Origin of the sequence: Micromonospora sp. Llam0 (assembly GCF_003751085.1) — a bacterium.
In the GTDB taxonomy this organism is placed as follows: domain Bacteria; phylum Actinomycetota; class Actinomycetes; order Mycobacteriales; family Micromonosporaceae; genus Micromonospora_E.
In genome coordinates, this window is sequence record NZ_RJJY01000001.1 from 2,430,729 (window position 1) to 2,454,254 (window position 23,526).

Sequence of the window (23,526 nt, forward strand, 5' to 3'; positions counted from 1 at the left end):
CGGATGGCCACAAGTAAAGAGCTGCGAGCATGGTCAACGATACGACCCGGCTGCTGGGCCTGGACGGCCTGGTGGTGGAGCGGGTCGAGCTGCACCCGGACGGTTCCCCCGTCGTTCACCTGTCCACCGGTAGTGAGCAGGCGCAATGCTGCCCTCAGTGCGGTGTCCGGGCCGCCCGGGTCAAGGGCTGGGTGTTCACCCGACCCCGGGATCTGCCGGTGGCCGGCCGCACCACCCGGTTGCGGTGGCGTAAACGCCGCTGGTACTGCGATCAGCCCGGATGCCCGCGCACGTCGTTCACCGAACACGTGCCACAGATCCCGGCACGGGCACGGACCACCGTCCGGTTGCGGCAGGCGGCCGGCGCGGCGGTCGCCGACGGCAACCGAACGATCGTGCAGGCCGCCCGTGATCTGGGCATCTCCTGGCCAGTCGTCGCGGCCGCGTTCACCGCGCACACCGCAGCGGTGCTGCCTGCCGAGCCCGAACCAGTGAGCGTGCTGGGCATCGACGAGGTCCGCCGAGGCAAGCCTCGCTGGAGCTTCGACGAGGTCACCGCGTCGTGGACCACCACCGTCGACCGCTGGCACGTCGGCTTCTGCGACCTCGTCGGCGGGCAGGGCCTACTCGCCCAGGTCGAAGGCCGGACCAGCAAGGCGGTAACCGACTGGCTCACCCAACGCCCCACCGCCTGGCGCCAACACGTCCAGGCCGTCGCGATCGACATGTGCACCGTGTTCAAGGCCGCCGTCCGCGAGGCGCTGCCGCACGCGACGCTGGTCGTGGACCACTTCCACGTCGTCCAGCTGGCCAACCGGGCCGTCACCGAGGTCCGCCGCCGCATGACAGTCACACACCGCGGCCGGCGCGGCCGGGCCACCGACCCGGAATGGCAGCAACGCAACCGGCTGACCAGATCAGCAGCCCGCATGCACGCCGAGCACGTCGACCGGCTGGCCGACACCCTCAGCAACCTGCCGGCGAAGATCGGCGCACCGATCCTCACCGCCTGGAACGCCAAAGAAGACCTGCTCGACCTACTCGCGCTCGCCCGCACCCACCCGAACCGGGAGACCACCGCCCGGCTGCTGCACCGCTTCTACACCCGCTGCGCCGACTCTGACCTGCCCGAACTCCACCGCCTCGCCACCACGATCGAGACCTGGTGGCCAGAAATCCTCGCGTTCCTGCACACCGGCATCACCAACGCCGGCTCCGAAGGAACCAACCGTGTCATCAAGACCGTCGCCCGCGACGCCTACGGATTCCGTAACCCCGAGAACCAGCGGCTACGCACCCGCGCAGCCACCACCCGCCGCCACCGCGGACACCTCAACCCCGCTTAACTTCGAAGAGCCGGTAATCAACGCCGAGCGGGTGTTGTCGGGGCTGCCGGTGAGCAGTGTGAACTCGTAGTCGCCGTCGCCGTCGGGCGTCATCGCGTAGCCGGAGTACGTGCCGGTGAGCACGGGTGGGGCCGTCGTTGGGGTGTGGCGCGAGATGTACGTCCAGGCGTTGTCGACGAGGCGGACGCAAGCGACGCCGTGGGCCTTGGCGAATTCGAGGGCGCCGCTCTGGAATCCGGTGGCGGCCACCACGACGCCCTTCTGCGCGCCGGTGGACTGGAGTTTGGTGAGCAGCACCTGGATATCGGAGCGTTTGACGGGGTCCTTGTGACGCTTGCACTCGAACAGGATAAGGAAGTCCATGCCCGCCAACTGGAAGCGGGCCGTGACGTCCATGGTGTAGGTCCCGTCCAGCCCTTCGACCCGATCGAGGTGTTTGACCTCCCAGCCGACCAGGTCCAGGTTCATCGACTTGGCGATCGCGGCGACCGCTTCCTCGTATGCCTTGGGCGTGATGTCGAACGACGGCCAGTGATCTTCCTCGCCGGCAGCGGTGGTCGCGGCCGGGGTGTCGTCGCTCATGGTGGCGCTCGCTCTCGGTGGGGAGTTAGTCGATGGAGGCCGGTAGCAGGTCGGCGAAGTCAGTGCTGTCGTCGCCGTCACGCGCGGCGCGAGCGGCCTGCCGTAGCGCCTTGAGCTTGCTGGTGTTGCCGTTGAGGCACGGCAGCAGGATGTCATCGTCGGCGTCGAGGACTGCCTCGGGCTCGGTGAGTGACCGGGAGGCGAGCCGCAGGTAGTCCGTCCGGTCCAGCGCGGCACCGGCACGCTGGGCCAGCGACACCAACTCGGGCGGGATGCCGAATTCGAGCTGGACGGGCAGGACGCGGGCGAGGTCGTCGAGATGGGCGTCGGGATGTAGGCACCGGGCGATGTCGATGACGGTGCCGACGACGCTTTGCGTGCGGTCCGCCGAGGCCCGGGTGGCGCCGGCTGCGTCCTTGGAAGGCATGTGCACCATGAGCTGCTGCTCAATGCGGCCGATCGGGACGCCGGCCATCCACCAGATGCAGGCCACCGCCCGTTTCGCCCGCTCGGCGGCCGTCTTGCGCTCCCGGCCGGGCAAAGCCGCCAGCACGGGGCCGGCGAGACCGTGGCGCTGCAACTCGCCGATATAGGTCGTCTGCTCCTTCTGCCATCCTCTTCCGTTGACCGGGGGACGAGCAGTGGCCACCTCGTCGGTCAGCTGGGCCGCAGCGATGATGGTGACGCGATTCAGCGCGCCCGGGTAAACGGCCCGCAGCGCGCGGGCGACCCGCACGGCCGACGACACCCTCAGACCGCTCTGCGAGACGTAGGTCCCGAGCTCGGTCAGCTCGATCCCTGACGGGTCGGATGACAGCAGCCCGGCACCGACGAGGTCGCTTAGGACGGCGGAGACGGTGGCCGCGGGGAACGGGTCCGGTGCGCCCGCCATCCGCTGCTGGTGCGCGGCGAAGCTGTTGGACAGGTACGCGATGACGTCGGCCTCGCTCAGGCCCGTCACACCCTCCCGCCGTGCGGCGACCGCCACGACGCGCAACAACAACGTCGCGGCATCCTGCTGCGGATCCAGCAGTTGCGACCGCAGATCCTCGGGCGTGCCCAGCACGTAGTCGCGCCACCGGTGGTCGCCATCGATGCCGCCGGCAGCGATCAAGACGGCGCGGCCCCCGGCGGTCAGCCCCAGCCGACCGGCCCGCCCGGCGATGTTCTTGTACTCGGCGACCGAGTACGGAGCAGTCTGGGCCGGTCCGGTCGGGTGATCCAGCTCGACGATGATCACGGTCTCGGCGGGCAGGTTGACGCCCTGGGCCAGCGTCGTGGTGCACACCAGCACCCGGATGCCGCTGCCCGTAGCACGGAACTGGTCCTCGATGGCGATCTTCTCGTCCCGGGCCAGGTCGGAGATGTGGAAGGCGACCCCGCCGGCCAGGCATTGGCGCAGGTCCGCCAGTACAGCACTGGGGTCGGCGCCGGCCAAGCTCTCCAGCGCCGCCTTCGCCTCGGGCAGGCCCAGGCTCCGCGCAAGATACCGAGCGCAGCCACGGGTCAATCCCCGAGTGCTGCGGAAGATGATGACCTGCTGATCCTGGCCCACGAGTTTGCGGACTAGCGGAATGATCAGGTCTTGGTTGCGCTGCGTCCATCCGGTCGGCGTGATGAGCCGCTCGGATACCTCCTCGCCGTCGGCGTTGACGTGCCGGTAGATCCCATCGGGGCCGAGTACCCCTTCGAGCAGCGGGACAGGCCGCTCGGTCCGGGCGATGACGTTCGCGTCGAGCCAGCTGTCGAGACCGCCGAGGTCGCCGAGCACCGCAGACAGCGCGACGACCTGCGGTGCGACCCCTTCGGGCCGGCGCGCCTTGAGCACGGTGAGGAGGAACTCGAGGTAGGCGCCACGGCCAGGGTCGACGATCGTCTGGACCTCGTCGATGACGACGACGGAGATCAGCTTGAGCAGGTGCGGGTTCCCCAGAGCCAGGCCCGCGAACTTCTCGTAGGTCAGCACGGCCAAGTCGAACTGCCCCTGAAGCAGCGCTGGCACGTCGTCAGCGGTTTCCCCGGTGGCTCGGATGGTCTGCAACCCGGCCGGCACGTACGTGCGCGTGAACCTCGCGTACTGCTCGTTGACCAACGCGCGGGTCGGCAGCAGGAACACCGACCGCCCGCCCAGCCGGGCAGCGCGGACGGCGGCGAGTTCCCCGATCATGGTCTTGCCGGAGGACGTAGGGGCCGTCACCAGAACGTTCGCCCCGGCGAGCAGCCGCCCTTGATTGATCGTGTCGACCTGAAGATCATTGAGCTCGTCGATGCGCGCCGCCCAGGCGTCCAGCACCACCTGCGGGATGCCGTGACCGCGCAGGCTCGCGAGGTCCCGGGTGACAGGATCCAGCACGGACGACGGGAACTGCGCCGAGTAGAGCGGGCCGGTATCGGTGAAGACCGGCCACTGCAGCTCGCCGTCCATCTGGCCCCGCAGGCTCGGATCCTGCTCGGCGGCCACCGTGCCAGATGCCTTCGCCTTAACCTCGCGGGTCACGAACGCCAGCAGGTCATACAGGCGAACCTGCCCGCCGTCCCCGGCGCCCGCGCCTAGCAAGGCCCGTAGCAGATGGTACGTAAGCAGCCCGTGCCCCAGGTGCGGGTCCTCCCACGCCTCCTGCTCGCCGGTCGCTGCGGCGAGGATCAACCGCCCGGTCCCCGCCATCCGCTCCAGCCGGGCATCCGTGGACTCCGGCAAGCCGGTCACACCGCCGCGTGGCACCAGCGGGGCGTTGAGAACTTTCGCGCCCGCGCCTCCGGCGAAGCAGCAGTCCAGGACCACGACCAACTGCCGAGCCGGGATCGCGCTCACCAGGTCCGTGAACTGGCCAAGCGGCAACGACGTCGAGGGCAAGTTGTCCGGGTCAGCGTCGTGCGTGACCAGCTCGTGGGTCGTACTGCCGTGCCCAGAGAACGAGATCACCACGACGTCCTCGGGCTTGCTGCAGGTCTGGAGCTGCACGAGGGCAGCCACGAGAGCGTCGCGGGTGGCGTCCCGGTCCACCAGCAACGTGGTGTTGGCGTCGCCGAGGTTGTCGGAGAAGACGGCATACAGCGCCTTCGCGTCACGCGCCGCCGACGCCAACCGCCGCACCGACTTGGACCGGTACCGGTTGATACCTACGAAAAGACCATGGAACTGCCGCGCCGAGCCCGTAGCCGGACTGCCCACCATTCAACGCCTCATATGTGGAAGTAGTTTGTGCCGATTTCCGGTGGAAGCTGTGCTCGGCCGCTACCTACGTGGCCGCCTCCAGACTGGTCCATGGCACTCGAATCGAACGATGGCAGAAAAGGCTAGCAGGCGCAGGCCAGATCAAAACCGTCGGGAACGGGGCTAGCGCAAATGGCGAGGATCGCTCATGTTCTCACGCGGTGCCCAGCGGGCACCGGGCACGGACACCTCGCCCGACACCTCTCTGCGGCATGAGAGCACATCGAGGCAGGACCCTGGGCATGGGCACTACCAAAGCTGATGGAGGACCCTCTACGGATTCGGTCCATCGTTCACGTGGCGGAGGTGGAGGCGCGAGGCCATCGCGAGGTACTGCAACGTCGTGGTTGACGACGGTGTGCTCAGTTCAATCTGGAAGGCATCCTCGTATCCCTGCTGATTGCGGAGCACCCACCGCCAGTCGGACGTCATGCCGAGCAGGCCGGCATAGTGCTGATCCGTCGGGGTCGGCACCGAATCTGACACCCAGTGGCGAAGTGGCGGTCGTTGCCGCGGATCGAAGGAAACCTCGACCGTGTCGTCGTCCGGATCAATCTCCACCTGAAGATATCCCTCGTCGAAGCGGAACTGGACCGACACGAGCCAGGAAGGGTCGTTCGTGTACGCCAGATGCATGACTTCGGCCAGATCGGTCAACACGGAGGGCCCAGAGGAAGGCAAGTAGTGCGCCACACGGAGATCATGGCATCGACTGCGTCAGCCGATGCGTCCGCTATTCGGCATGAGCGGAAGCCGAGGGAACGGCCGGCTCAACAACACCAGTCACGCAACGTCACCGACCTGGAGCGCCGCCAGATCAGCGAGCGAGTCGGCGGACGTAGACCCACCGAGCTCGGCGGGTGTGCCTGCAGCCGTACCTACCCCCTGTGCTCGGACCTGTACGTCGACAGCAGCCATCCGAGCGGCGCGATCCGTCCGCGGCAAGGATGATAGCGGCCTGGCAAGTTAGGGCAGGCCCGTTGTGGGGATGGCCGTATGGAAACGCTGAGGGCAAGTACCCAGGCTCGCACGGGTCCGGCTACGGCCGTGGCGGCAATGGCGTAGGCGAGTGCCCGTCCAACGGTCTTGGCCCTTGTTCTGTCCGGCCACGAGTGTGCGGGCGTGGCAGGTCTGGCGTCGGGGCTGGGCTGTTCACGGGTTCGCCAGGTCGCGTAGGAGGCTGGTGGCGAGTTCCTCGGTGTCTGGGTCGATGTCGATGCCAGCGTCGTCGAGTTCGCGGCGCAACAGTCTGAGCCGTTCCCGCACGCCGGGGGCGTCGCCGAGCCGCGCGGCGGTGCGCATCGCCCGGCGGGTTAGTTCGTCGGAGAGTGGGTCGAGCGCGCGGGCGGTGTCGTAGAGGGTGAGTGCGGCGGCCGGGTCGGTGTCGGCTTGCAGGCCCGCCGCGTGGGCGTAGATCTTCACGAGGTGGCGTCGGGCGTGTTCTCGGTCGGTGTCGATCCACTCGTAGTCACTTCCGTCGGCGAGGCCGCCTTTGGCTGCCGCGATCGCGGTGTGCAGGTGGGTCAGGCGGGCGTGGTCGTCGCTGGCGGTGGCGACCCGGGCGTAGGCGTCCTGGACGGTCCACCAATCGACCTGCAGCAGGGTCGGGTCGAGGTGGTAGTGGCCACCGGTGTTGATCACTGGTTCGATCTTCGGAGCGTCGTCGGCCGGTTCGGTGTCCGCCTGGGCGATCGAGCGGATGGTGCTGCGCAGGTTGGCCACGCAGGTGGACAGGCGGTCGCCGGCGCGGGAGACGGTCACGTCGGGCCAGAGCGCTTCCATGATGTCGTCGAGGGCTGCTCCGCTGCGGTGGACGGCCAGGTAGACGAACAGTTCCAGGCTCTTGGAGCGCAGGCCGCGTACGGGCTTGCCGTCGGTGCCGAGGATCGCGGGTTCACCGAGGACTCGGGCGTGCACCGGTGGTCCGGGATCCTGCGGCGGCTCAGCCTCGTCGGCCAGGGTGCCGGGGTCGGGGTGTGGCGGGTCGGCAGGCGCGGGGGCGGGGGCGCTGTTTTCGGTCTCGGTGGATCTGCCGGCTGCGGCTGCAGTTGTTGCCGGTCGGCGCCCGGTGGTGGTGGGCCGGGGCCGGGTGGGGGGTTGGGCGTCGCCGTGGGACTCGGCGAGCATGGTCAGGATGTCGGTGGTCGCGGCGGTGTCGAGTACGGCGACGCGTTCACCGTCGCTGCCGGTGGTGGTGCCGTCGGCGGCGCCGGTCAGCGTGGTGCCTTCGGGCCAGACCCCGATCAGGGTGGTGCCGATGTCAAGGTTCGTGCCGATACGGATGGCGGTGGCCAGTCTGGTGTGCCAGGTCTGGTCGGGGACGTCGGCGATGAGTAGCAGTTGGGGCAGGGGTTCGCCGAAGGTCCACTCTTGTCGCAGGGCGTGGACGGAGGCGATCTCCTGATCGGCGACGATCCGGCTGCGGCGGATGATCTCCTCTTCGAGCAGGGCGAGCGCCGCGGCGAAGGTTGGGGCGACGGTGAGGCGGTGCATCGGGTTGAGGTCGACCGCGGCGACGCCGAGCAGGGTGGCCAGGGTCGAGGCCGGGATGATGACGCGGCCTTGCGCGTGCGGGTCGTCGGCGTCACCGGAGGTAAGGGTGGCGACCAGGAGGGCGCGGGCGGCGTCGAGGGCGGCCGGGCCGTCGAGGCCCAGTCCTGCGGTGACCGGGAGCGCGCCGACGCCGGCCAGGTCGGCGCCGCTGGGCCCGGTTGGCGGCAGCGGGGGTTTCACGTCTGCGGTGACGTACTCGCGGACGGTTGGACCGCGGTCGGGCTTGCGGTCCAACAGGTGAGGCGCGGCGCGGCGAACACCTTGTCGGAGTCGGGTCAACGCTCCGAGGGGTGGTGTCAGGTCGGGGTCGCGTAGGACGGGGCTGGTGATGGGTGTGGGCCGGTACTGATGGCGTCGGCGCTTCCATACCAACGCGGCGGCGTAGATCAGTCCGGTGGCGAGTCCGACGCCCATGGCGCCGCCGGTGATGGCGACCCAGTCCGGTGACGCGGTCGAGGACTCGTCATCGTCCGACTCGGGTGCGGTGTCGTGGAATGTGGAAGGGCTTGATGTGGCTGTTGACGCGGACGGGCTGGCCGAGCTTGCCGGCGGTGAGATGGGTACCGTCGCTGAGGGTGGTACGAAGACTCCGTCGTCGCCCGGTGCTGGTGGGCTCGTCGGTGTGGCGGGGCTTGCCGTGGCCGATGCACTCGGTGCCGGTGGGCTGGTGCTTGGCGCGGGTGGGCTGGTGCTCGGTGCCGTCGTCGGTCCGGTGGTCGGTGGCACGGAGGGCCCGCCTGGTGGCTTCTGGCTGGCGGGGCTTTCCTGCGATGGGGTTGTGGATGGGGCACTACTCGGCATTGTCAGAACCCAGCCGGGGAAGATCAGGTCCGGGTTGCTGAACGTGGTACGGCCGGAGATGTGAGGCCAGTAGCGGCCCTTGTTGAGTTCCCAGATCTCGGTCCACCGGTTGCCGTCGCCGAGGTATTCGTCGGCGATGCGCCACAGGGAGTCGCCGCGGGTCACTGTGTGGTCGACCTTTTTGCCGTCGATTAGCAGGGTGACCGTGCCGACCGGCTTGAGCACGGGCGCAGTCGTTCCGCTGCCGTCCAGGCGTTCGCCGGAGCTGGCCGCCGGGGAGCGCGGATTAGCGTCTGCCTGGATGACGACGGCCGCGGCCGGGGAGGCGTGAGCGGGTGGGTTGGTGAAGGAGGCGGTCAGTGATGCGGCGGGTGCGGCGACGACGATACTGGTGGTGATCCCGGCGATGAGGGCTGCGGCCAGGCCTTGGGCTGGTGCCAGCAGTCGGTAGCGGGGAGCGCGGACGCCGCGGACGGTGGCCCAGATCTCGATGGCGACGGATACCGCGAACAGCAGCCACAGCAGCCACAGCAGGATGGACAGTCCGTTGAGGTAGGTGGCGTCGGTGAGCCAGTCGCGGCTGGTCAACGCTGTGCGGAGCTCGGCCAGGGTGGGCGGGTGGTCGGGCAGCGGTAGGCCGATGTAGTGCAGTTGGGCGAGTGGGACGCCGAGCAGCAGGGCAAGTAGGCCGACGGCGTTGGCGAGCCGCTGACCGGCGCGGGTGGCTGCTGTCCACATGGCGCGCGCTCCTTGCCCTTTATCCGGTGATTGGTGCTGCGGTGGCGGTGGCGCGGACGGTGAGTGTGTCGATGCCGAGAACTGGCACGAGAATTCCGGGTCGGGTGACGGTGACGGTGACGCTGACCTGCTCGGTGGTTGCGGTGACGGTTCCCTGCTCACCGAGTTGGGCGAGGAAGGCGGTGGCTGCGGCCTGCGCGGCGGCGGGGTCGATCTGCACCACGCCGGTGTCGCGCAGCGCGGCGAGGTTCAGTTGGTTGGCGCCAGCGCGGGCGGCTTGTTGGGCGATGTGGGTGGCGTGGCCACGGGCGCTCATGGCGTTACCGCCTTCGAGGATGGCGCCGGCGAGGACGAGGACGACCACGATGAGGAACAGGCCGAAGGCGGTGGCGGAGCCTCGGTCCCGACCTGCTGTGGGTCGCCGAGCTGTCCAGGATGGGGATAGGGTCATAGGTTCTCCCTGGGCTGCGGGCCGGGCCGGTCCGTGGGCTGCCGGTACGAGTCGGTATCGAGCCAGGGGTAGTCGTGGCCGTCGGCGATCCGGGCGCGCGCGGCGCTGACGGCCACCTCGGTGGCCGAGGGCGCGCCGGCCTGCCGATCATCGAGGAGCTGCCACCAGTCGACGGTGACGATGGCGGGGGCGAGATGGTAGTGACCGCCGGTGTTCACGATGGGCTCTGGTCGGAGGCCGTCGGCGGTCTCGTCGCGGTCTGTGGGATTGGCGGACTCCAGTGCGCCGCGGATGACGCCGCGCAGGTTGCTCAGGCAGGTGGACAGCCGCTGGTTTGCCTTCTGCAGGGCGACGTCCGGCCATACCGCGTCGAGGATCTCCATCAGCGGGGCTCCGTCTCGGTGGATGGTCAGGAAGACCAGCAGTTCCATGCTCTTGGCGCGCAGTCCACGGACCGGTTGGCCGGTCGCGTCCAGCACCGCTGGTTCGCCGATGACGGTGATGCGGACCCGGTCACCCGGTGGCAGCCCGAGGCGTCCGGACCACCGGGTTGTGGCGCGGGCCGGTGGACCAGCCTGCGGGGCACCCACTTGGTCGGGGCCGCTGTTGTCGTCGGGCCCGGCGCGCGTGACCGTGCCTTCGACCGTGGACGTCCGGGCCGGCACACCCGGCCGTGTGCCGGACGGTGGGAGCACGGCTCGACCATTGCCCGTTGGGTCACCTGCTGGCGATCGGGCGCCCGTGGGGGACGGCGCCCGCGCCGGCGTGTGGTCCGCGGCTCGCCCGGGGTGGTCCGGTGCGGCGTGCGGTGTCGACAGGTGGTCGGCGTCGGCGACCTCGGCGTGGTGGGCCGGCGGTGTGGGTTCGTCGGGGCCTGCGTCGGTCCCGGTGAGTGTCGGGCGGGCCTGCGCCTGCCGGGCGAGGAAGGCTCGGGCCGCGACGGCGGCGTGGTCGTCGCGGCCGTGGAGGACATGCTCTGCGGTCAGTTCGGCCCCGAGCAGCCCGGTCAGGCCGTCGTAGTCGGCGTTGGCGCGCAGCCGGCGGGCGACCTCGTCCATGTCGTAGGTGAGCACGGCGATGTCAGCCATCCGCTTGCCGGCTGCGGCCCGAATACGGGCGCGCAGGACATCGGCGAGTGCGGCGTCGCGTCGTTCCCGGCTGCGGACGATGAGCGCGGCGTGCAGTGAGCCGTACAGGCCCAGCTGCGGGTACGCCTTGGCGAAGCCGCGTGCTTGAGCGGTGATCAACGGGTGGCGGACCCAGTGGGCCCACAGCTCGTAACGCGGTGTCGGTGCGGGTAGCAGCCCTCGGGCACGCAGCCGGTCGCGGCGCTTGTTCTCCACATCGACCCACCAGCCGACGAACCCGAGCACGCTCATCAGGGCGAAGAAGCCGCCGAGCAGCCGGTTGCCGTGCGTCACGACGTTGAAGGTGGCCGCCGCGGCGGCGATGAGCCCGCCGAGCAGCCACGAGGTGGTGGCGTGCTCGCCGACACGGCGGCGCACGTCGGCGTTGGACAGGAACGTCACCCCGCCAAGCTCCAGTGCGAAGATGCCGCCGATCGCGATCCACCATGGCAGGTCGAACGCGGCGACCGCGCCGGTGGCCGTCCCGTACAGCGCGACGATCAGCACCGCGGCATAGAAGAGCCGGCGCATGAACGCCGCGCGCCGCACCGCCTTGGCGAGGTCGTCATCCAGTTCCTCGGCGACGGCGGTCGCCTTCGGGTCATCGAGCCGGGCCAGCCGTTCCAGCAGCTCCAGGTCCAGCGCAACGATCATGCCGGTCCTCCGACCGGCGGCTGGCCGACGGCTCCCCACGCAACCGACCGGTAGGTGTCGATGGGAGCGGTCGAGGTCGATGAAGAAGTCATTCTTCCGGGGATGACGTTCATCATTGCCAGCGTCGACAGGTCGACGGTGCACGTGACGGTAACGGTCACCGAACCGCCGCGCTGCCACCGGCTGGTGTCGACGCCGACCACGAGGGTGGCACAGGTGATCGACCGGTCGGCCAGGTCGTTCTCAGCGGCCTGCCGGGCGGCTGCGGTCGCCGCGGTGGGACTGCGTTGCAGGGACGCGGCGCGGGCCGCCGCCGCGGAGGCGGAGTCCAGGTCCATGCGGGAGATGGCGAGGTGGAAGGCTGCCGTGACCACGACGATGGCCAGGAGCATGCAGGGGAGAAAGAAGCCGGCCACCTCCACCGACCACGCGCCGCGGTCGCCGCGTGCCGCTACTGCGACGGCACGGCGGAGCCGGACGGTGGTCGGCTGCCTGGACATGTCAGTTGATCCTCTCCACGGGCGCGTGGACGGTGACGGTGACCGGGGGGCGGAATCCGGGAATGACCGGGGTCGCCGTGCCGCGTACGGTGACGGTGACCTCGGTGGCGCCGCGGTCGATGGTGACCTGCGGATCGGTGAGTGCCGCGCCGACCGCCGAGGTCAGGATGGCGGTGGCGTCGGCCTCTCCGGCGGCGACGGTACCGCCGTGGACGCGGGTTTGCTGCGCGGCGTGGTTGGCGGTGTAGCGGGCGCCCAGGGCCGCCCAGCCCCAGGTGACCGCCTGGACGCCGATCATCAGCGCCAGCAGCATCAACGCGGTGTAGCCGGCGACCTCGACGGTGACCGCGCCTCGGTCACCGTCAGGTCGTCGCCGACGCGGTCGCATGGTCATTCGCCGGTGAAGCCGATGGTGTACGAGATGTTCTCGAAGAACGCCTTGAGGTCGTCACGCAGGATCACGCCGACCACGCCGACGATGACGATGACCGCCGCGATCCAGAGCATGACCTCGACGGTTTGGGCGCCGCGGTCCGGCCTCGCACGCATAGCCACGCTGCCTCTGGTCAGCAGCCGGATGAAGGGGTCGCGCATCGGTGCCTCCTTACTGGGTCAGGCTGGCGCTGATCGCGCCCATCGCCGCGTACAGAAGAAAGATCAGGTAGCCGAGGCCGAACAGCATGATCGGGATCGCCATCTGCGCCGAGGCGGCGTGTGCCTGACGTTCCATGTCGGCGGTCATCCGTGCCCGCATGGACCGTGCGACCACGGACATGGTCTCGGCTACCGGTGCCCCGCCGGCGGCCTGTTCCATCGCCGTGGCGAGTTCGGTGAGCTCGTCGACACCGACCTGCGTGCCCAGGTCCCGCAACGCGGTCCAGGCATGGACGCGTTGCCGGCCCCGGGTCTGTGCCGCGGCGGCCAGTTCCCGGCGGATCCGGATGGCGGCCCAGCCGGACAGCTCGTCCATCGTGTCGCCCAGGGACTGCTCGACACCGGCTCCGCCGGACAGGCCGCCACCGACGAGATCCAGCAGGGTCGACAGGGTTTCGCGCATCTCTGCGCGGCGGGCCTCGGCTGCCGTGTGCAGCCGGCTGTGGGTCAGCCGGACGGCGATCGCGGCTCCGAGCAACGCCAGCCAGAGCGGCAGTTGCCCGCCGAGTCCCCACACCGCCGGCAGCGCGCCGAGAATCAGCATGCCGGAGACCGCGATGACGACCTGTTGGGCCAGGTACTCGGCGGGGTCGCGGTCGAGGATCGTGAGATCCCGCAGCGTACGGTCACGGGGCAGGCCGAAGTGGCGCAGCGGCGCGGCGATCGCGACGTCGAGCCGGCGGCGTCGACCGAACGGGGCGACCTGCGGCCGGGAGAGGCGATCGAGGGCGTCGGACAGCGCAGGGCGGGGCGGGTTGAATCCCGAGACGAAGACGGCGAGCCCGGCACCGGCCAGACCACCGGCGGTGACCATGAGGGTCAGAGCGTTGCTCATGCTGTTCCCGTCTCGGGGTCGTCGCGTAGGACCCGGGTGGCCTGCGGAATGCGGGTCAGCCGTTGCAGCCAGACGGCCGCGAGTGTCCAGATCGCGCCGACGATGAGCAGGACCACCTGCCCGGTAGGGCTGTCGAACGGCGCCAGCAGTGGCCGGTTGAACAGGTACAGGCCGACACCGACGACGACCACGATGATGATCACGAGCCGGGCGCTGGCCTTGGCCTCGGTCCGGGCGGTCTCCACCCGCTGCACCGCGGCGACCCGTTCCCGGACCGCGTGGGCGAGCCACCCGAGTTGGGCTGCGAGGTTGCCGGTGTGGCTGCCGGACGCCTTACGTAACGCGGTGGCGACCAGGTCGGCGGCGTGGTGGTCAACGTCGCGTTTGAACCCGGTCATCGCCGCCGGCAGGCGCACGCCCGCGTCGAGCGCGGCGGCCAGGGCGGTCGACTGAGCGTGGATCGGCGGCTTGGCCAGGTCTGCGGTGTCCCGGATTGCCTGCTCGATACCGGCATACGAGCGCAGGCTGCCGCGCAGTGCCTCCGTCCACGACGCGATCGCTTCCAGCTTGGCCAGGGAGGCCGCCTCGGCCCGGCCGCCCCCGAGCATCGACGGTGCCGCGTAGGTGAACATCGCCGCCAGCAGCGCGGCCACCGGCCAGCGGGTGAACCCGGCGACCAGCACGCCGACCGCCACTGCGGCGGCGAGCCGATATCGGTTCCGGTCGGTAATGAACTCACGCAGGCGGGGCGGGCCGCCGGCACGGTCCGGGCGTTCGACGCGGCGTGCCCCGGTGGCCACTAGCCACACGCCGAGGCCCACCGCAAGTCCGCACAGGATGTTGACTCCGGTCACGCGTCACCACCCTCTGCCCAGCGTCGTGGGGTCGAATCCGACGTCGAGCAGCTTGTCGATGGTCACATCGCTGAATCGGCTGGCCGGGACCGCGCGACGGTTCGGTCCCGGCGTGTAGATCTCGTTCGAGCGGACCTGGGTCGCGTCGGCGTCGACGACTTCTCGGACGCCGGTGACCACGCGGGCGCCGTCGGTGGTCTTGCCCAGCTGCACCACGACGTGCACCCCGCCGGAAATGAGCTGGTAGGTGACGTCGAACGGCAGCTGCTCCTTGGACTGGCGGGCGTATCCGGCGATCTTCTTGAACGCCTCCCTCGTCGACGATGCGTGGATGGTCGTCATCGACCCGTCGGTGCCCTGGTTCAACGCGTTCAGCAGTGGAATGACCTCCGAGCCGCGGACCTCGCCCACGATGACCCGGCTCGGGTTCATCCGGGTCGCCCAGCGCACCAGCTCGACCATGTCGATGCCGCCCGAGCCCTCGATGTTCGGATCGCGGGGCTGCATCGGTACCACATCCGGATGGGCGGGGTCGGTGTTCAGGCTCAGCTCGTACGGGTCCTCGACGGTGATGATCCGTTCGTGCGGCCCGATCGCCGAGCACAACGCCCGCACCATCGTGGTCTTGCCGGTGTCCATCCCGCCCGACACGACGATGTTGAGCCGGGCGGCGACCATCGCCTCGAACAGCTGCGCCATCGCCGGGGGCATGGTGCCCAGACCCGCCAACTCGGCCAACGTCAGCTGCATGAACCGGTGCCGGCGGATGGACACGTGCACCCGATCGGTCACCGACATCACCGCGAACAGCCGCGCCCCGCCCGGCAGACGCAGATTCAGCCGAGGCAGGCCCGGATCGAACCGCCGTTCCTGCACGCCCAACGACGCGGCGACCTTGCGCAGCGTGTCGACCAGTTCCTCGTCCGAGAAGGCGACGGGACCCACCCGGACCCGTTTGCCACCAGCAAACGTGACGAACACGTTCTCGGCCCCGTTGACGTCGATGTTCTCGATGTCGGGGTCGTCGATGAGTGGCTGGAGGTCACCGAGTCCGATGAAGGCGTCCAGCAGCGACCGCCGCAGTTGCTCGCGGATCTCATCCGCGACCGCCGGCTGGCCGCGCCGCAACGCGCTGACCGTGTACTCGCGGACCACGTCCGCCACCAGCGCTTCGACGATCGTCACCCGGTCGTCGACCTCGCCACGGCGCACCGCAGCCGCCAGCCGGTTGGACACATCGGCATGCAGCTCGTCGCGCAGCACGGCGACCTGCGCCGGCATCGGGCTCGTCGTCATGACGTGACCTCCAGCCTCTCCCGGACAGCCTGCGTGACGTTGCGTCTGGTAGCTGTGGCGTTGCGTCTGGCGGTGGTGTCCGGTGTGGGCTCCGAGGGACGGTAGGCCAGCGTGAGGGTTCGGGCCGCCGCGAGCAGCGGACGTCGCGTCCAGCCTGCCTCCCGTCGGGCGCCGGGCTGGCCCCACCGCCGGGGCCGCTTGCGCCCGGCAAGGATGTCGGCGGCCAGTGGGTCGTACGGAACCGTGGCCGCGACCTCGATCTGCAGGTAATCGGCGATGTCATCAGGGTGATACGGACCATCACCGACGAGCACCAGACACACAGCCGGACACCGTCGGCTCAGGATCGGAACCCGCATCCGCAGATGCCGCAGTTCCTCCGGGACCGGCCGCGCGACCAGCAGCAACTCGTCGGCCTTGTCGAGGTAGCCGAGCGCCGGTGACCGCGCGTCCAGACGGCCGAGATCGGCGAAGACCGGCCTCACCGCGGCGAGTTCACGCAGAACGCCGGGGCCCCTGGCCCGAAGCTCGTCAACCGTCGCGGCGGCGGCGTCACTCGGCGGGGCCACGATCACATCGGCACCCACCCGCAGATGCTGGGTGAACCATGCGCCGTCGCCGATCGGGCCGGCATGGGAGCCCGACGCCAGGCTCGCGAGCCCTGGTTCGTCGTAGGTGTCCCAGCGGCTTCCCAGATCCCCGCCGGCCGCGTCGACCTCGACCACCACCGGTGGGACACCCGGGTGCGGCCAGCGGGCCGCCATGGCGAGCGCCAGGGTGGTCGTGCCTGGCGAGCCCTTCACTGATCCGAAACACAGCAGCATGCCGGACTCACCGTCCGGGATTCTGCAGGATCAACGCGACGTCACCGGTCGCGGAGGCGATCCGCACCGCGGACTCGGCTGACATCTGCAGCGACACGACCGTGACCCCGGAGCTGTCGGTCAGATCGACCGCCCGGACCACCGCTGGCGCCTGCGGCGGAGTATCGGCGTCACCGCCCTGCGGCACGATGACCACCAGGACCGACGCGCCCGGCGCCAGCGCGGACGGCGCCCGGCCGGTCTTGACCCCGACGGCGATGATCGACTGGCCCGGCGGCGGGTCGGTCGCCGTACCGAGCTGATCGGCGGTCAGCAAGGCGCCGGCGACGAGTGGAACCGCGGCTGTACGGCCCACCACCGTGCTGCGCTCGTCTGCCCGGACCACCCGTAGCGCCTGATCGGGCACGATCCGCACCACGCGCAGATCGGCGTCGCTGAGCTGCATACCCGCTATGACCGGACGCGCCACCGCGAGGACCTCAACCCCGGGATCCGCCCGCAGCCCGATCACCCCGAACGCCACCGCACCCAGCACCACCAGCAACGCGCCACCCAGCAAACGCGGAACCGAACGTCGGCGTCGTGTGCCGGGCGAATCCACCACCGCCCGGTTATCCAGCGGTGGTGGCCTGCGGCTCACGGGCCTGGTTGACGTCGCGGTACTCATCGCCGAGGCGCTCCTCACGAGTTGGTGTTGACGGCCGAGGCTTCGATCACCTGGACCGGGACGCTCGCGGTCGAGGTGAGATCCGGTTCCGTACCTGACGTGCCGCCGCCCGACCAGGTAACCCGCCATGTGATCGTGGCCGTCACCGTGTACGTGCCGCCGGCACTCCCCCGCGACGGCGAGGTGTAGGTGTGACCACAATCAGGCGACGCGCTCGCCGGATCCGCACCCGCAACCCATGGCGTGCCCTTCCCGCACTGCCGGGACCCCCCGTCGCCGGTGGACCACGTCACCCTCGTCGGCGTCGCGATCGCCGTCACGCTCATACCCGGCACCGACGCCGTCGCCCGACGATCACCCCACGTCGAATCGTCCACCCACAGCCACACCGGCACGTGAACTAGCAAACTCGCCGAATCCGGGTTCGTCCGGATCGCCGGAGCGGGAAGTCTCAATCGGGACACCGCCTCCTGCGCCACTGCACGCGGGTCGGTCGTCTCGTGCCAGACCGGCGGGCTCACGGCCATACCCGTGCCGATCTGGCACATCCGCTCGTACCAGGCACCCCCACCAGCACCCACCGGGGGCGATGCCTGCGGCTCGACACGCTCCCAGGTGCAGGTCGGCTCCTGCCCGCCGGTGGAGCCCGAACCAGCGCTGTCCCCGCCGCTGCCGCCGCCGTCAGCGGGCGTACCCGGCGCGCCGACGCTGACATCGCATCCCGGCGCGGTTGGGTTCTCGTCGCAGTCGACGTGGCCCCACCCGTCGCCGGCAAAGGCCGATGACGCCCACAGGGTGTTGCCCGCGATGAGGATCGTCGCTCCGAGGAGCGCCGTCAGTGATCGTCTCAACATGTGCCGACCTCCTGGATCGCGAACCCGGTCACCTTCCAGCCCTCCGTGCCGAGGTTGCTCACCGTGGCCGTCGTGGACCGCCGGCCGCCCGGCTCGTCATCGGCCAGCGCGCCCGTCGTCGTGTAGGTCAGGAAGTTCGTGCCGTCGAGGCAGTCGCTGATGTGGATGGTCGTGGGCTGGCCCGTCGGCGACGCAGAAGTGACGGCAGGGGCGGAGCCATACTCGCCCTTGAGAACCTGCCTCTTGTCCTTGATCGCCGTCAGGCCCTGGCGCAGGGTCGCCAGCGCCCGGCCGCTGGCATACCGCGCCAGATCCGGATCGTGCGGATTCGCGGTCGCGCCCGCCTCGGCGTAGGCGCGCCACATACCGCTGTAGGCGTCCATCGCAAGCTGTTCCGCACTGGCGGACGCCGTGGGCGCCGCTGGCGGCGTCGACGTGACGCCTGCGGGCTCGGCTCCGGCGCAGGCGGCGAGGGTGATCGCCAGGCACGCCAGCGGGCTGATCCTCAGTACACGTACACGATCCGCGCGCGACGCGTTGTCGCTCATCATGCTTGTCCTCCCTGCACGATCAGGTCACTGGGTCGAGAATCCTGCGAAAGCCGCCTTGGTTGAGGGCGAGCTGCTGATGAAACGGTCCGGACCGTGAGGCCCACATCGACGCCGCCGACGCGATGACCACAGGCGCGGTCAGGGACGGCCCGGACGCAGCCAGCACGAGACCGATGACGGCGGCGACGATCTGCGCCCCGGTGCACACCAGCGCGGCGAACGCTGTCGCCAGGGGAACCGACGCCACAACGACAGCGACCCACGCCAGGATCGCGGCGGGTCCGGCGGCGTCGACGGCCATGTTCGGCAGCACCACAACCCCAGTTCCCAGTGCCCCGCTGACGTACAAGACCGTCCCTTGGGCCGCGCTGAACCCGCTCACCGCACATCCCCGACAGCGACGATCAGCGGTCGCCGTCGACACGGGCAACAAGACAACTGCGGACATTGAAACTCCCCTGAGTGGGTAACGGGGGCGGCTTCAGCCGCGCCCCGTGAGAACGGCGCCCACGGCCGCGGCGCGCAGCAGCGCGACGACGTCGTATGCGGGTGGCCAGATGGCCTCGACGACGCGGTCCACATGACGGCGGACGTGCGGTTCCGCGTCCCGCACGAGACGCCGCTCCAGGCCCATGGTTGCGGCCAGGCCGACCAGGAACAGCTCTCGGTGGGTGAGCATCTCCCGTCGACGCAGACGAGTGGCGAGCCAGGCGTGCGGGGTCGCGGCCGCGCACCGGTCGGTCGGCACGTACCTCACCGACCGCCCACCCGGGCCGAGGGTCGACATCCGCTGCAGATGCCCGGCCGCGCGCAACCGCTCGGCGACCATCCCCGGAGCGGTATCCGCAACGCGGACAAGCCAACCGCGCGCATCCACCTGCCGGTTCGCCGAGATCTGCTTCAACAGGACGTAAGTGGTGTCGTCTGGCGCGAAGGGGTACCGGATCGTCACCGTGACGCCGTCGACCCAGACGCCGCCCGCGAAGACCAGCTCGCCGAGCAGCGCGGCAGCCAGACCCAGGCCGGTCAGCCGCACCGACAGCCGGGGCTCGCCCGTCACATCGTCATGCGCCAGCCGCCAAAGGTCGTCCGCGACTGGACGAGCGGACGAAGTCGAGGATCCGGGCAGGAAAAATCCGGTCTCCTGGCTCGTCATAGCGTCCCCTTTTCATCCGACACTGGCCGTACGAGTCCGTCATTTCTGGAACTGGCCCAAGGGCTGGGCCAGCCACGAGCTGTTGGGCAACTAGCGCTTACGGTCCATCGGCGGCGACCATCGCGATGCCGGTCACGGCCGGGCTGCGGCAGGTCATTGCGGCACTTGCTCATGGGGGTGGCCAGCCGCCGAGGGTGTGGTTGAGGACGGCCGCGACGTCGCGGGTCCGGTTGTGTAGCGTGACAAAGCAGCCATTCGGCGTCGTGGTCCGGCGCAGCGGGACTCGTCCACCGCGGCCTGCAGCGCCCGCGTCTGGTCATGGACATGGACATGGGTGAAAGTGCCGGCGTAGGCTGCGCCTGCGTTCTGGACTGGCCTGGCGGCGACGGATGGTGCAGCCGGGTAGGGACACGGTCATCATCGCTCCGATTTGGTGCTTGGGGGATCAGTTCCTTGGTCGGGATCTCGCCGGTCACCATGTAAGGCGTGGCGATGGACCACTCCGTCGAGTTCAAGGACAGTCTCAGCACCCCATAGCCATCCGGGCGGGCGTGCCGTCCCTTCGACCTCCGTACCGCGTCAGCACCTGTAACCATCGACCTGTTCGGATGTAGGAACGTCTCGCTCAGCACTTGACGGACGCTACTGTGGTGGCAGACAGAGCGCCGATCGGTATCCAACAGATTGTCGATAGAGGGTCGCGATTTCTGTTTGGCGCCTCCGGTATTCGCTACTCGCTGCAACGGGCACGACGGTCACGGCGCGGTGGTTGGTTCGTCCAGTCTGGTCCACAACAGGGGTAGCATCGCGCGTCTGAACAAGGCGATGACGATGCGGCCGTGACAGGCACGCTCTCGTGGCAGTGTTGACACACGATTCCGGTATGTCGGAGACTGCGCTGCCCTGAACCACAACCACTTCCGGTCAGAAACATGACCACATCCACCGTTCGGGCATCTGTAGCCTAGCTGCAAGGTTTGTTGACTGGCGTCACTGTTTGGGGGGCATGGTGCGGGTACGGGTGCTCGGGGCGCTGGAGCTGTGGAGCGGGGCGGAGCCGGTGTTGCTGGGCTCGCCGAAACAGCGGACGGCTCTGGCGCTGCTGCTGGTGCGGGCGGGCACCGTAGTCCCCACCGAGGTGCTCGTAGACGAGTTGTGGGAGCAAGCGCCGCCATCCGCGCTGGACAATCTGCGCTCCTACACCGCCAGCCTTCGCCGCCTGTTGAACGCGGCGGCGGACGCGCCGATTGTGGAAAAGCGCGGCGCCGGCTACATAGCGAAGGTCGATCCGGTTCATTTCGACCTTGCGAGCTTCGAGGAACTGGCCACCGCAGGGCGGGCCGCGCTTGATCGTGGTGACCTGCGGGCGGCTGCGGGACGGCTACAGGAAGGGCTGGACTTGTGGCGGGGGCCGGCATTGGCCGACGTGCTGCTCGGCCCGGCGCTGAGCCGATGGCGAGTGGCGGTCCATGAACAGCGGCTGGCCGCGATGGAGGCACACGCCGAGGCGCTGCTCGGGCTGGGCTCGGTCGACCGGGCTGCGGCGCGGGCCCGCGACCTGCTGGCGGTGGAGCCGCTGCGGGAGCGGGCGCATGCGCTGCTTGTCCAGGCACGCCATGCGGCCGGGGATGTGGCAGGGGCACTCGCAGCTTTCGACACGGCGCGACGCAGTCTAGTCGAACAGCTGGGGGTGGAGCCTAGCGAGGAGCTACGCCGGTTGCAGAAAGCGATCCTCAACCGTGAGCGGCCGGCGGTACCCGCAGCATCCTTGCACGTTACCGCGGCCGGAGCACCGCGGCGGGCCGAGTCCGTGGTTCCGCGGCAGCTACCCGCGGACGTCGCTGGCTTCACCGGTCGCTCCGCGTACCTGGAGCGGCTCGACTCGTTGTCCGCCGCCACGCTACCCGATGCTGGCAAGCGACCCGCGACGGTGGTGATCTCGGCGATCGCGGGAACGGCGGGCGTAGGCAAGACCGCCCTCTCGGTGCGCTGGGCGCACCGGGTTGCCGACCGGTTCCCCGACGGGCAGGTGTATGTCAACCTACGCGGGTTCGCCCCCAGCGGAGCGGCCGTGTCACCATCGGACGCCGTACGGACCCTGCTGGAGGCGTTCGAGGTCGCCCCACAGCGGATTCCTGCCAGCCTGGACGGACAGATCGGGCTGTACCGCAGTCTGCTCGCCGGTAGGCGGGTGCTGATCCTGTTGGACAACGCCCGCGACGCCGAGCAGGTCCGCCCCCTACTCCCCGGCACACCGGGCTGCCTGGTGCTGGTCACCAGTCGCAGCCAGCTGTCCGGGCTGATCACCCTCGATGGCGCCCATACGCTCACAGTGGACCTGCTCACCGCCAGCGAGGCATGGGACATGCTCGCCCACCGGGTCGGTCACGACCGGGTCGCTGCCGAGCCCAAGGCTGTCGAGGACATCATCACCTCCTGCGCGCGGCTGCCCATGGCCCTGGCGATCGTGGCTGCCCGCGCCGCAGCCCACCCCGGCTTCCGCCTCACCGCCATAGCCGATCAACTGCGCCAGGCACGGGGAGGACTGGACGGATTCGACAACGGGGACCCCGCCAACATGCGGGCCGTATTCTCCTGGTCCTACCACACTCTCACCCCAGCGGCGGCCGCACTGTTCAGGCTGCTGGGGCTGCATCCCGGGCTCGATGTCACAGCCCCGGCTGCGGCCAGCCTCGCCGACCTTCCGGCACGCCACGTACGCTCGGCGCTGGCCGAACTCGCCCACGCACACCTGCTCACCGAACACGCACCGGGTCGGTACACCTTCCACGACCTGCTGCGCGCCTACGCCGCCGAACTGGCCGAAGAAGTGGACCCCGACACCACGCGACAGGCTGCGGCGCGCCGAATACTCGACCACTACCTGCACACCGCTCACGGCGCCGACCGGTTGTTGCGCCCGGACCGCGAGCCCATCGACATCGACCCGCCGGAGCCGGGCGTCACACCCGAGGCCCTCGGGGACCACCGCGCCGCGCTGACCTGGTTCGCCACCGAGCACCCCGCGCTACTAGCCGCGATCCACCACGCCGCGCATGCCGGGTTCCATGCCCATGCCTGGCGGCTGGCTTGGACCCTGGAGAGCTTCTTCGACTGGCGCGGGCACTGGCACGAACTGGCCGCCACCCAGCGGACCGCGCTGGATGCAGCACAACGCCAAGCCAACCCGGCCGGACAGGCCCACACCCACCGCGGGCTGGCCCGCGCCCACACCCGGACCGGCCGCTACGATGACGCGCTCACCCACCTGAGGCTCGCCCTCGACCTGTTCATCAAACTCGGTGACCGCGCTGGCCAGGCCGCCACCCACCGCAGCCTCGGCATGGTCCTCATACGCCAAGGCCGCCACCAGGAAGCGCTCAACCATGACAAACAGGCACTCGACCTCCACCGCGCCACAGGCGACCTGGCCGGACAGGCGCTGACCTTGAACAATATCGGCCATCATCACAGCCAGATCGGCGACTACCACCAGGCACTCACGTACTGCGAACGAGCCCTGACCTTGAGCAGGGAGATCGGTGACCGGGACGCCGAGGCCCGTACCTGGGCCAGTCTCGGCTACGCACACTCGCATCTCGACAATCACACAGACGCCGTCGCGTGCAACAAACGAGCCGTCGAGCTGTTCCGAGACATTGGCGACCGGACCACCGAGGCAGAGACCCTCACCAATCTCGGCGACGCGCACCGCGCCGCAGGTGACACGACCGCTGCCCGCGCAGCCTGGCGGGAAGCCCTGGACATACTCAACGATCTCGGCCACCCCGACGCCACTCACGTCCGCGCCCGACTCAACGACCGGTGAACGTCAGCCGGCGGACGCCCAGCACAAACCTCACTACCGT

General features: G+C 69.7%; 20 protein-coding genes. 3 read left to right on the top strand and 17 right to left on the bottom strand.

Annotated elements, in window-relative coordinates; all coding sequences use genetic code 11:
* Positions 1–29: 29 nt before the first annotated feature.
* Positions 30–1,346 carry an ISL3 family transposase gene (locus EDC02_RS10885; RefSeq protein WP_123601843.1) on the top strand — a complete coding sequence of 439 codons (1,317 nt, stop codon included), beginning with the start codon at positions 30–32 and terminating at the stop codon, positions 1,344–1,346.
* On the opposite strand, the gene EDC02_RS10890 is transcribed toward EDC02_RS10885, so the two are convergent.
* From EDC02_RS10890 to EDC02_RS10950, 14 genes are all read right to left on the bottom strand, one after another.
* Complete coding sequence (locus EDC02_RS10890) at positions 1,290–1,928, bottom strand: restriction endonuclease (protein ID WP_158632133.1); 639 nt, start codon at positions 1,926–1,928, stop codon at positions 1,290–1,292. The two genes, EDC02_RS10885 and EDC02_RS10890, sit on opposite strands and share 57 nt — an antisense overlap.
* A gap of 25 nt (positions 1,929–1,953) precedes the next feature.
* Entirely contained in the window at positions 1,954–5,103 is a 3,150-nt protein-coding gene (locus tag EDC02_RS10895; protein WP_123601845.1) for a DEAD/DEAH box helicase, read from the bottom strand.
* A gap of 312 nt (positions 5,104–5,415) precedes the next feature.
* Complete coding sequence (locus EDC02_RS10900) at positions 5,416–5,835, bottom strand: DUF6334 family protein (protein ID WP_148083407.1); 420 nt, start codon at positions 5,833–5,835, stop codon at positions 5,416–5,418.
* A 459-nt stretch (positions 5,836–6,294) separates the two neighbouring features.
* Positions 6,295–9,234, bottom strand: a complete 2,940-nt coding sequence (locus EDC02_RS10905) for a LysM peptidoglycan-binding domain-containing protein (protein WP_123601847.1) — start codon at positions 9,232–9,234, stop codon at positions 6,295–6,297.
* Positions 9,235–9,253: 19 nt separating this feature from the next.
* Positions 9,254–9,685: a pilus assembly protein TadG-related protein gene (locus EDC02_RS10910; RefSeq protein ID WP_123601848.1), complete on the bottom strand. Its 432-nt coding sequence runs from the start codon at positions 9,683–9,685 to the stop codon at positions 9,254–9,256.
* A complete protein-coding gene (locus EDC02_RS10915) occupies positions 9,682–11,466 on the bottom strand; it encodes a hypothetical protein (protein ID WP_148083408.1) in 1,785 nt (594 codons plus the stop codon). Before EDC02_RS10915 ends, EDC02_RS10910 begins: the two co-directional genes overlap by 4 nt.
* Positions 11,463–11,966, bottom strand: a complete 504-nt coding sequence (locus tag EDC02_RS10920) for a hypothetical protein (protein WP_123601850.1) — start codon at positions 11,964–11,966, stop codon at positions 11,463–11,465. Before EDC02_RS10920 ends, EDC02_RS10915 begins: the two co-directional genes overlap by 4 nt.
* A gap of 1 nt (position 11,967) precedes the next feature.
* Positions 11,968–12,360: a TadE family protein gene (locus tag EDC02_RS10925; protein ID WP_123601851.1), complete on the bottom strand. Its 393-nt coding sequence runs from the start codon at positions 12,358–12,360 to the stop codon at positions 11,968–11,970.
* Positions 12,357–12,560 (bottom strand): hypothetical protein, encoded by a 204-nt coding sequence (locus EDC02_RS39500; protein ID WP_148083409.1) that lies wholly within the window; start codon positions 12,558–12,560, stop codon positions 12,357–12,359. The genes EDC02_RS10925 and EDC02_RS39500 overlap by 4 nt, the downstream gene beginning before the upstream one ends.
* Positions 12,561–12,570: 10 nt before the next feature.
* A complete protein-coding gene (locus EDC02_RS10930; RefSeq protein ID WP_123601852.1) occupies positions 12,571–13,455 on the bottom strand; it encodes a type II secretion protein F in 885 nt (294 codons plus the stop codon).
* Positions 13,452–14,309, bottom strand: a complete 858-nt coding sequence (locus tag EDC02_RS10935) for a type II secretion system F family protein (protein WP_123601853.1) — start codon at positions 14,307–14,309, stop codon at positions 13,452–13,454. The genes EDC02_RS10930 and EDC02_RS10935 overlap by 4 nt, the downstream gene beginning before the upstream one ends.
* Before the next feature lie 3 nt (positions 14,310–14,312).
* Positions 14,313–15,605 (bottom strand): CpaF family protein, encoded by a 1,293-nt coding sequence (locus tag EDC02_RS10940; RefSeq protein ID WP_123601854.1) that lies wholly within the window; start codon positions 15,603–15,605, stop codon positions 14,313–14,315.
* The gene (locus EDC02_RS10945; protein ID WP_123601855.1) at positions 15,602–16,429 is read right to left on the bottom strand and encodes a chromosome partitioning protein; all 828 of its coding nucleotides are present in this window, start codon (positions 16,427–16,429) and stop codon (positions 15,602–15,604) included. Before EDC02_RS10945 ends, EDC02_RS10940 begins: the two co-directional genes overlap by 4 nt.
* A gap of 7 nt (positions 16,430–16,436) precedes the next feature.
* Positions 16,437–16,967 (bottom strand): SAF domain-containing protein, encoded by a 531-nt coding sequence (locus tag EDC02_RS10950; RefSeq protein WP_233606379.1) that lies wholly within the window; start codon positions 16,965–16,967, stop codon positions 16,437–16,439.
* Between the two features lie 156 nt (positions 16,968–17,123).
* On the opposite strand from EDC02_RS10950, the gene EDC02_RS40170 reads away from it, so the two are divergent.
* Positions 17,124–17,285, top strand: coding sequence for a hypothetical protein (locus tag EDC02_RS40170; protein WP_158632135.1), 162 nt, complete (start codon positions 17,124–17,126; stop codon positions 17,283–17,285).
* A 658-nt stretch (positions 17,286–17,943) separates the two neighbouring features.
* Here EDC02_RS40170 and EDC02_RS10960 read toward each other — a convergent pair.
* The 3 genes from EDC02_RS10960 to EDC02_RS10970 form a co-directional block, all read right to left on the bottom strand.
* Positions 17,944–18,501, bottom strand: a complete 558-nt coding sequence (locus EDC02_RS10960; RefSeq protein WP_233605855.1) for a hypothetical protein — start codon at positions 18,499–18,501, stop codon at positions 17,944–17,946.
* Positions 18,502–18,520: 19 nt separating this feature from the next.
* On the bottom strand, positions 18,521–18,802 hold the full coding sequence (locus tag EDC02_RS10965; protein WP_148083410.1) for a hypothetical protein: 282 nt from the start codon (positions 18,800–18,802) through the stop codon (positions 18,521–18,523).
* 180 nt (positions 18,803–18,982) lie between these two features.
* Positions 18,983–19,657 (bottom strand): GPP34 family phosphoprotein, encoded by a 675-nt coding sequence (locus tag EDC02_RS10970; RefSeq protein WP_123601859.1) that lies wholly within the window; start codon positions 19,655–19,657, stop codon positions 18,983–18,985.
* Positions 19,658–20,663: 1,006 nt separating this feature from the next.
* On the opposite strand from EDC02_RS10970, the gene EDC02_RS10975 reads away from it, so the two are divergent.
* Positions 20,664–23,486, top strand: coding sequence for a BTAD domain-containing putative transcriptional regulator (locus EDC02_RS10975; RefSeq protein WP_123601860.1), 2,823 nt, complete (start codon positions 20,664–20,666; stop codon positions 23,484–23,486).
* Positions 23,487–23,526 lie beyond the last annotated feature (40 nt).

Excerpts from the sequence above, each read along its gene's own strand:
- EDC02_RS10885 (WP_123601843.1), top strand. The coding sequence starts at position 30 with ATGGTCAACGATACGACCCGGCTGCTGGGCCTGGACGGCCTGGTGGTG.
- EDC02_RS10890 (WP_158632133.1), bottom strand. The coding sequence starts at position 1,928 with ATGAGCGACGACACCCCGGCCGCGACCACCGCTGCCGGCGAGGAAGAT.
- EDC02_RS10895 (WP_123601845.1), bottom strand. The coding sequence starts at position 5,103 with ATGGTGGGCAGTCCGGCTACGGGCTCGGCGCGGCAGTTCCATGGTCTT.
- EDC02_RS10905 (WP_123601847.1), bottom strand. The coding sequence starts at position 9,234 with ATGTGGACAGCAGCCACCCGCGCCGGTCAGCGGCTCGCCAACGCCGTC.
- EDC02_RS10910 (WP_123601848.1), bottom strand. The coding sequence starts at position 9,685 with ATGACCCTATCCCCATCCTGGACAGCTCGGCGACCCACAGCAGGTCGG.
- EDC02_RS10915 (WP_148083408.1), bottom strand. The coding sequence starts at position 11,466 with ATGATCGTTGCGCTGGACCTGGAGCTGCTGGAACGGCTGGCCCGGCTC.
- EDC02_RS10920 (WP_123601850.1), bottom strand. The coding sequence starts at position 11,966 with ATGTCCAGGCAGCCGACCACCGTCCGGCTCCGCCGTGCCGTCGCAGTA.
- EDC02_RS10925 (WP_123601851.1), bottom strand. The coding sequence starts at position 12,360 with ATGACCATGCGACCGCGTCGGCGACGACCTGACGGTGACCGAGGCGCG.
- EDC02_RS39500 (WP_148083409.1), bottom strand. The coding sequence starts at position 12,560 with ATGCGCGACCCCTTCATCCGGCTGCTGACCAGAGGCAGCGTGGCTATG.
- EDC02_RS10930 (WP_123601852.1), bottom strand. The coding sequence starts at position 13,455 with ATGAGCAACGCTCTGACCCTCATGGTCACCGCCGGTGGTCTGGCCGGT.
- EDC02_RS10940 (WP_123601854.1), bottom strand. The coding sequence starts at position 15,605 with ATGACGACGAGCCCGATGCCGGCGCAGGTCGCCGTGCTGCGCGACGAG.
- EDC02_RS10945 (WP_123601855.1), bottom strand. The coding sequence starts at position 16,429 with ATGCTGCTGTGTTTCGGATCAGTGAAGGGCTCGCCAGGCACGACCACC.
- EDC02_RS10960 (WP_233605855.1), bottom strand. The coding sequence starts at position 18,501 with ATGATGAGCGACAACGCGTCGCGCGCGGATCGTGTACGTGTACTGAGG.
- EDC02_RS10965 (WP_148083410.1), bottom strand. The coding sequence starts at position 18,802 with ATGGCCGTCGACGCCGCCGGACCCGCCGCGATCCTGGCGTGGGTCGCT.
- EDC02_RS10970 (WP_123601859.1), bottom strand. The coding sequence starts at position 19,657 with ATGACGAGCCAGGAGACCGGATTTTTCCTGCCCGGATCCTCGACTTCG.
- EDC02_RS10975 (WP_123601860.1), top strand. The coding sequence starts at position 20,664 with ATGGTGCGGGTACGGGTGCTCGGGGCGCTGGAGCTGTGGAGCGGGGCG.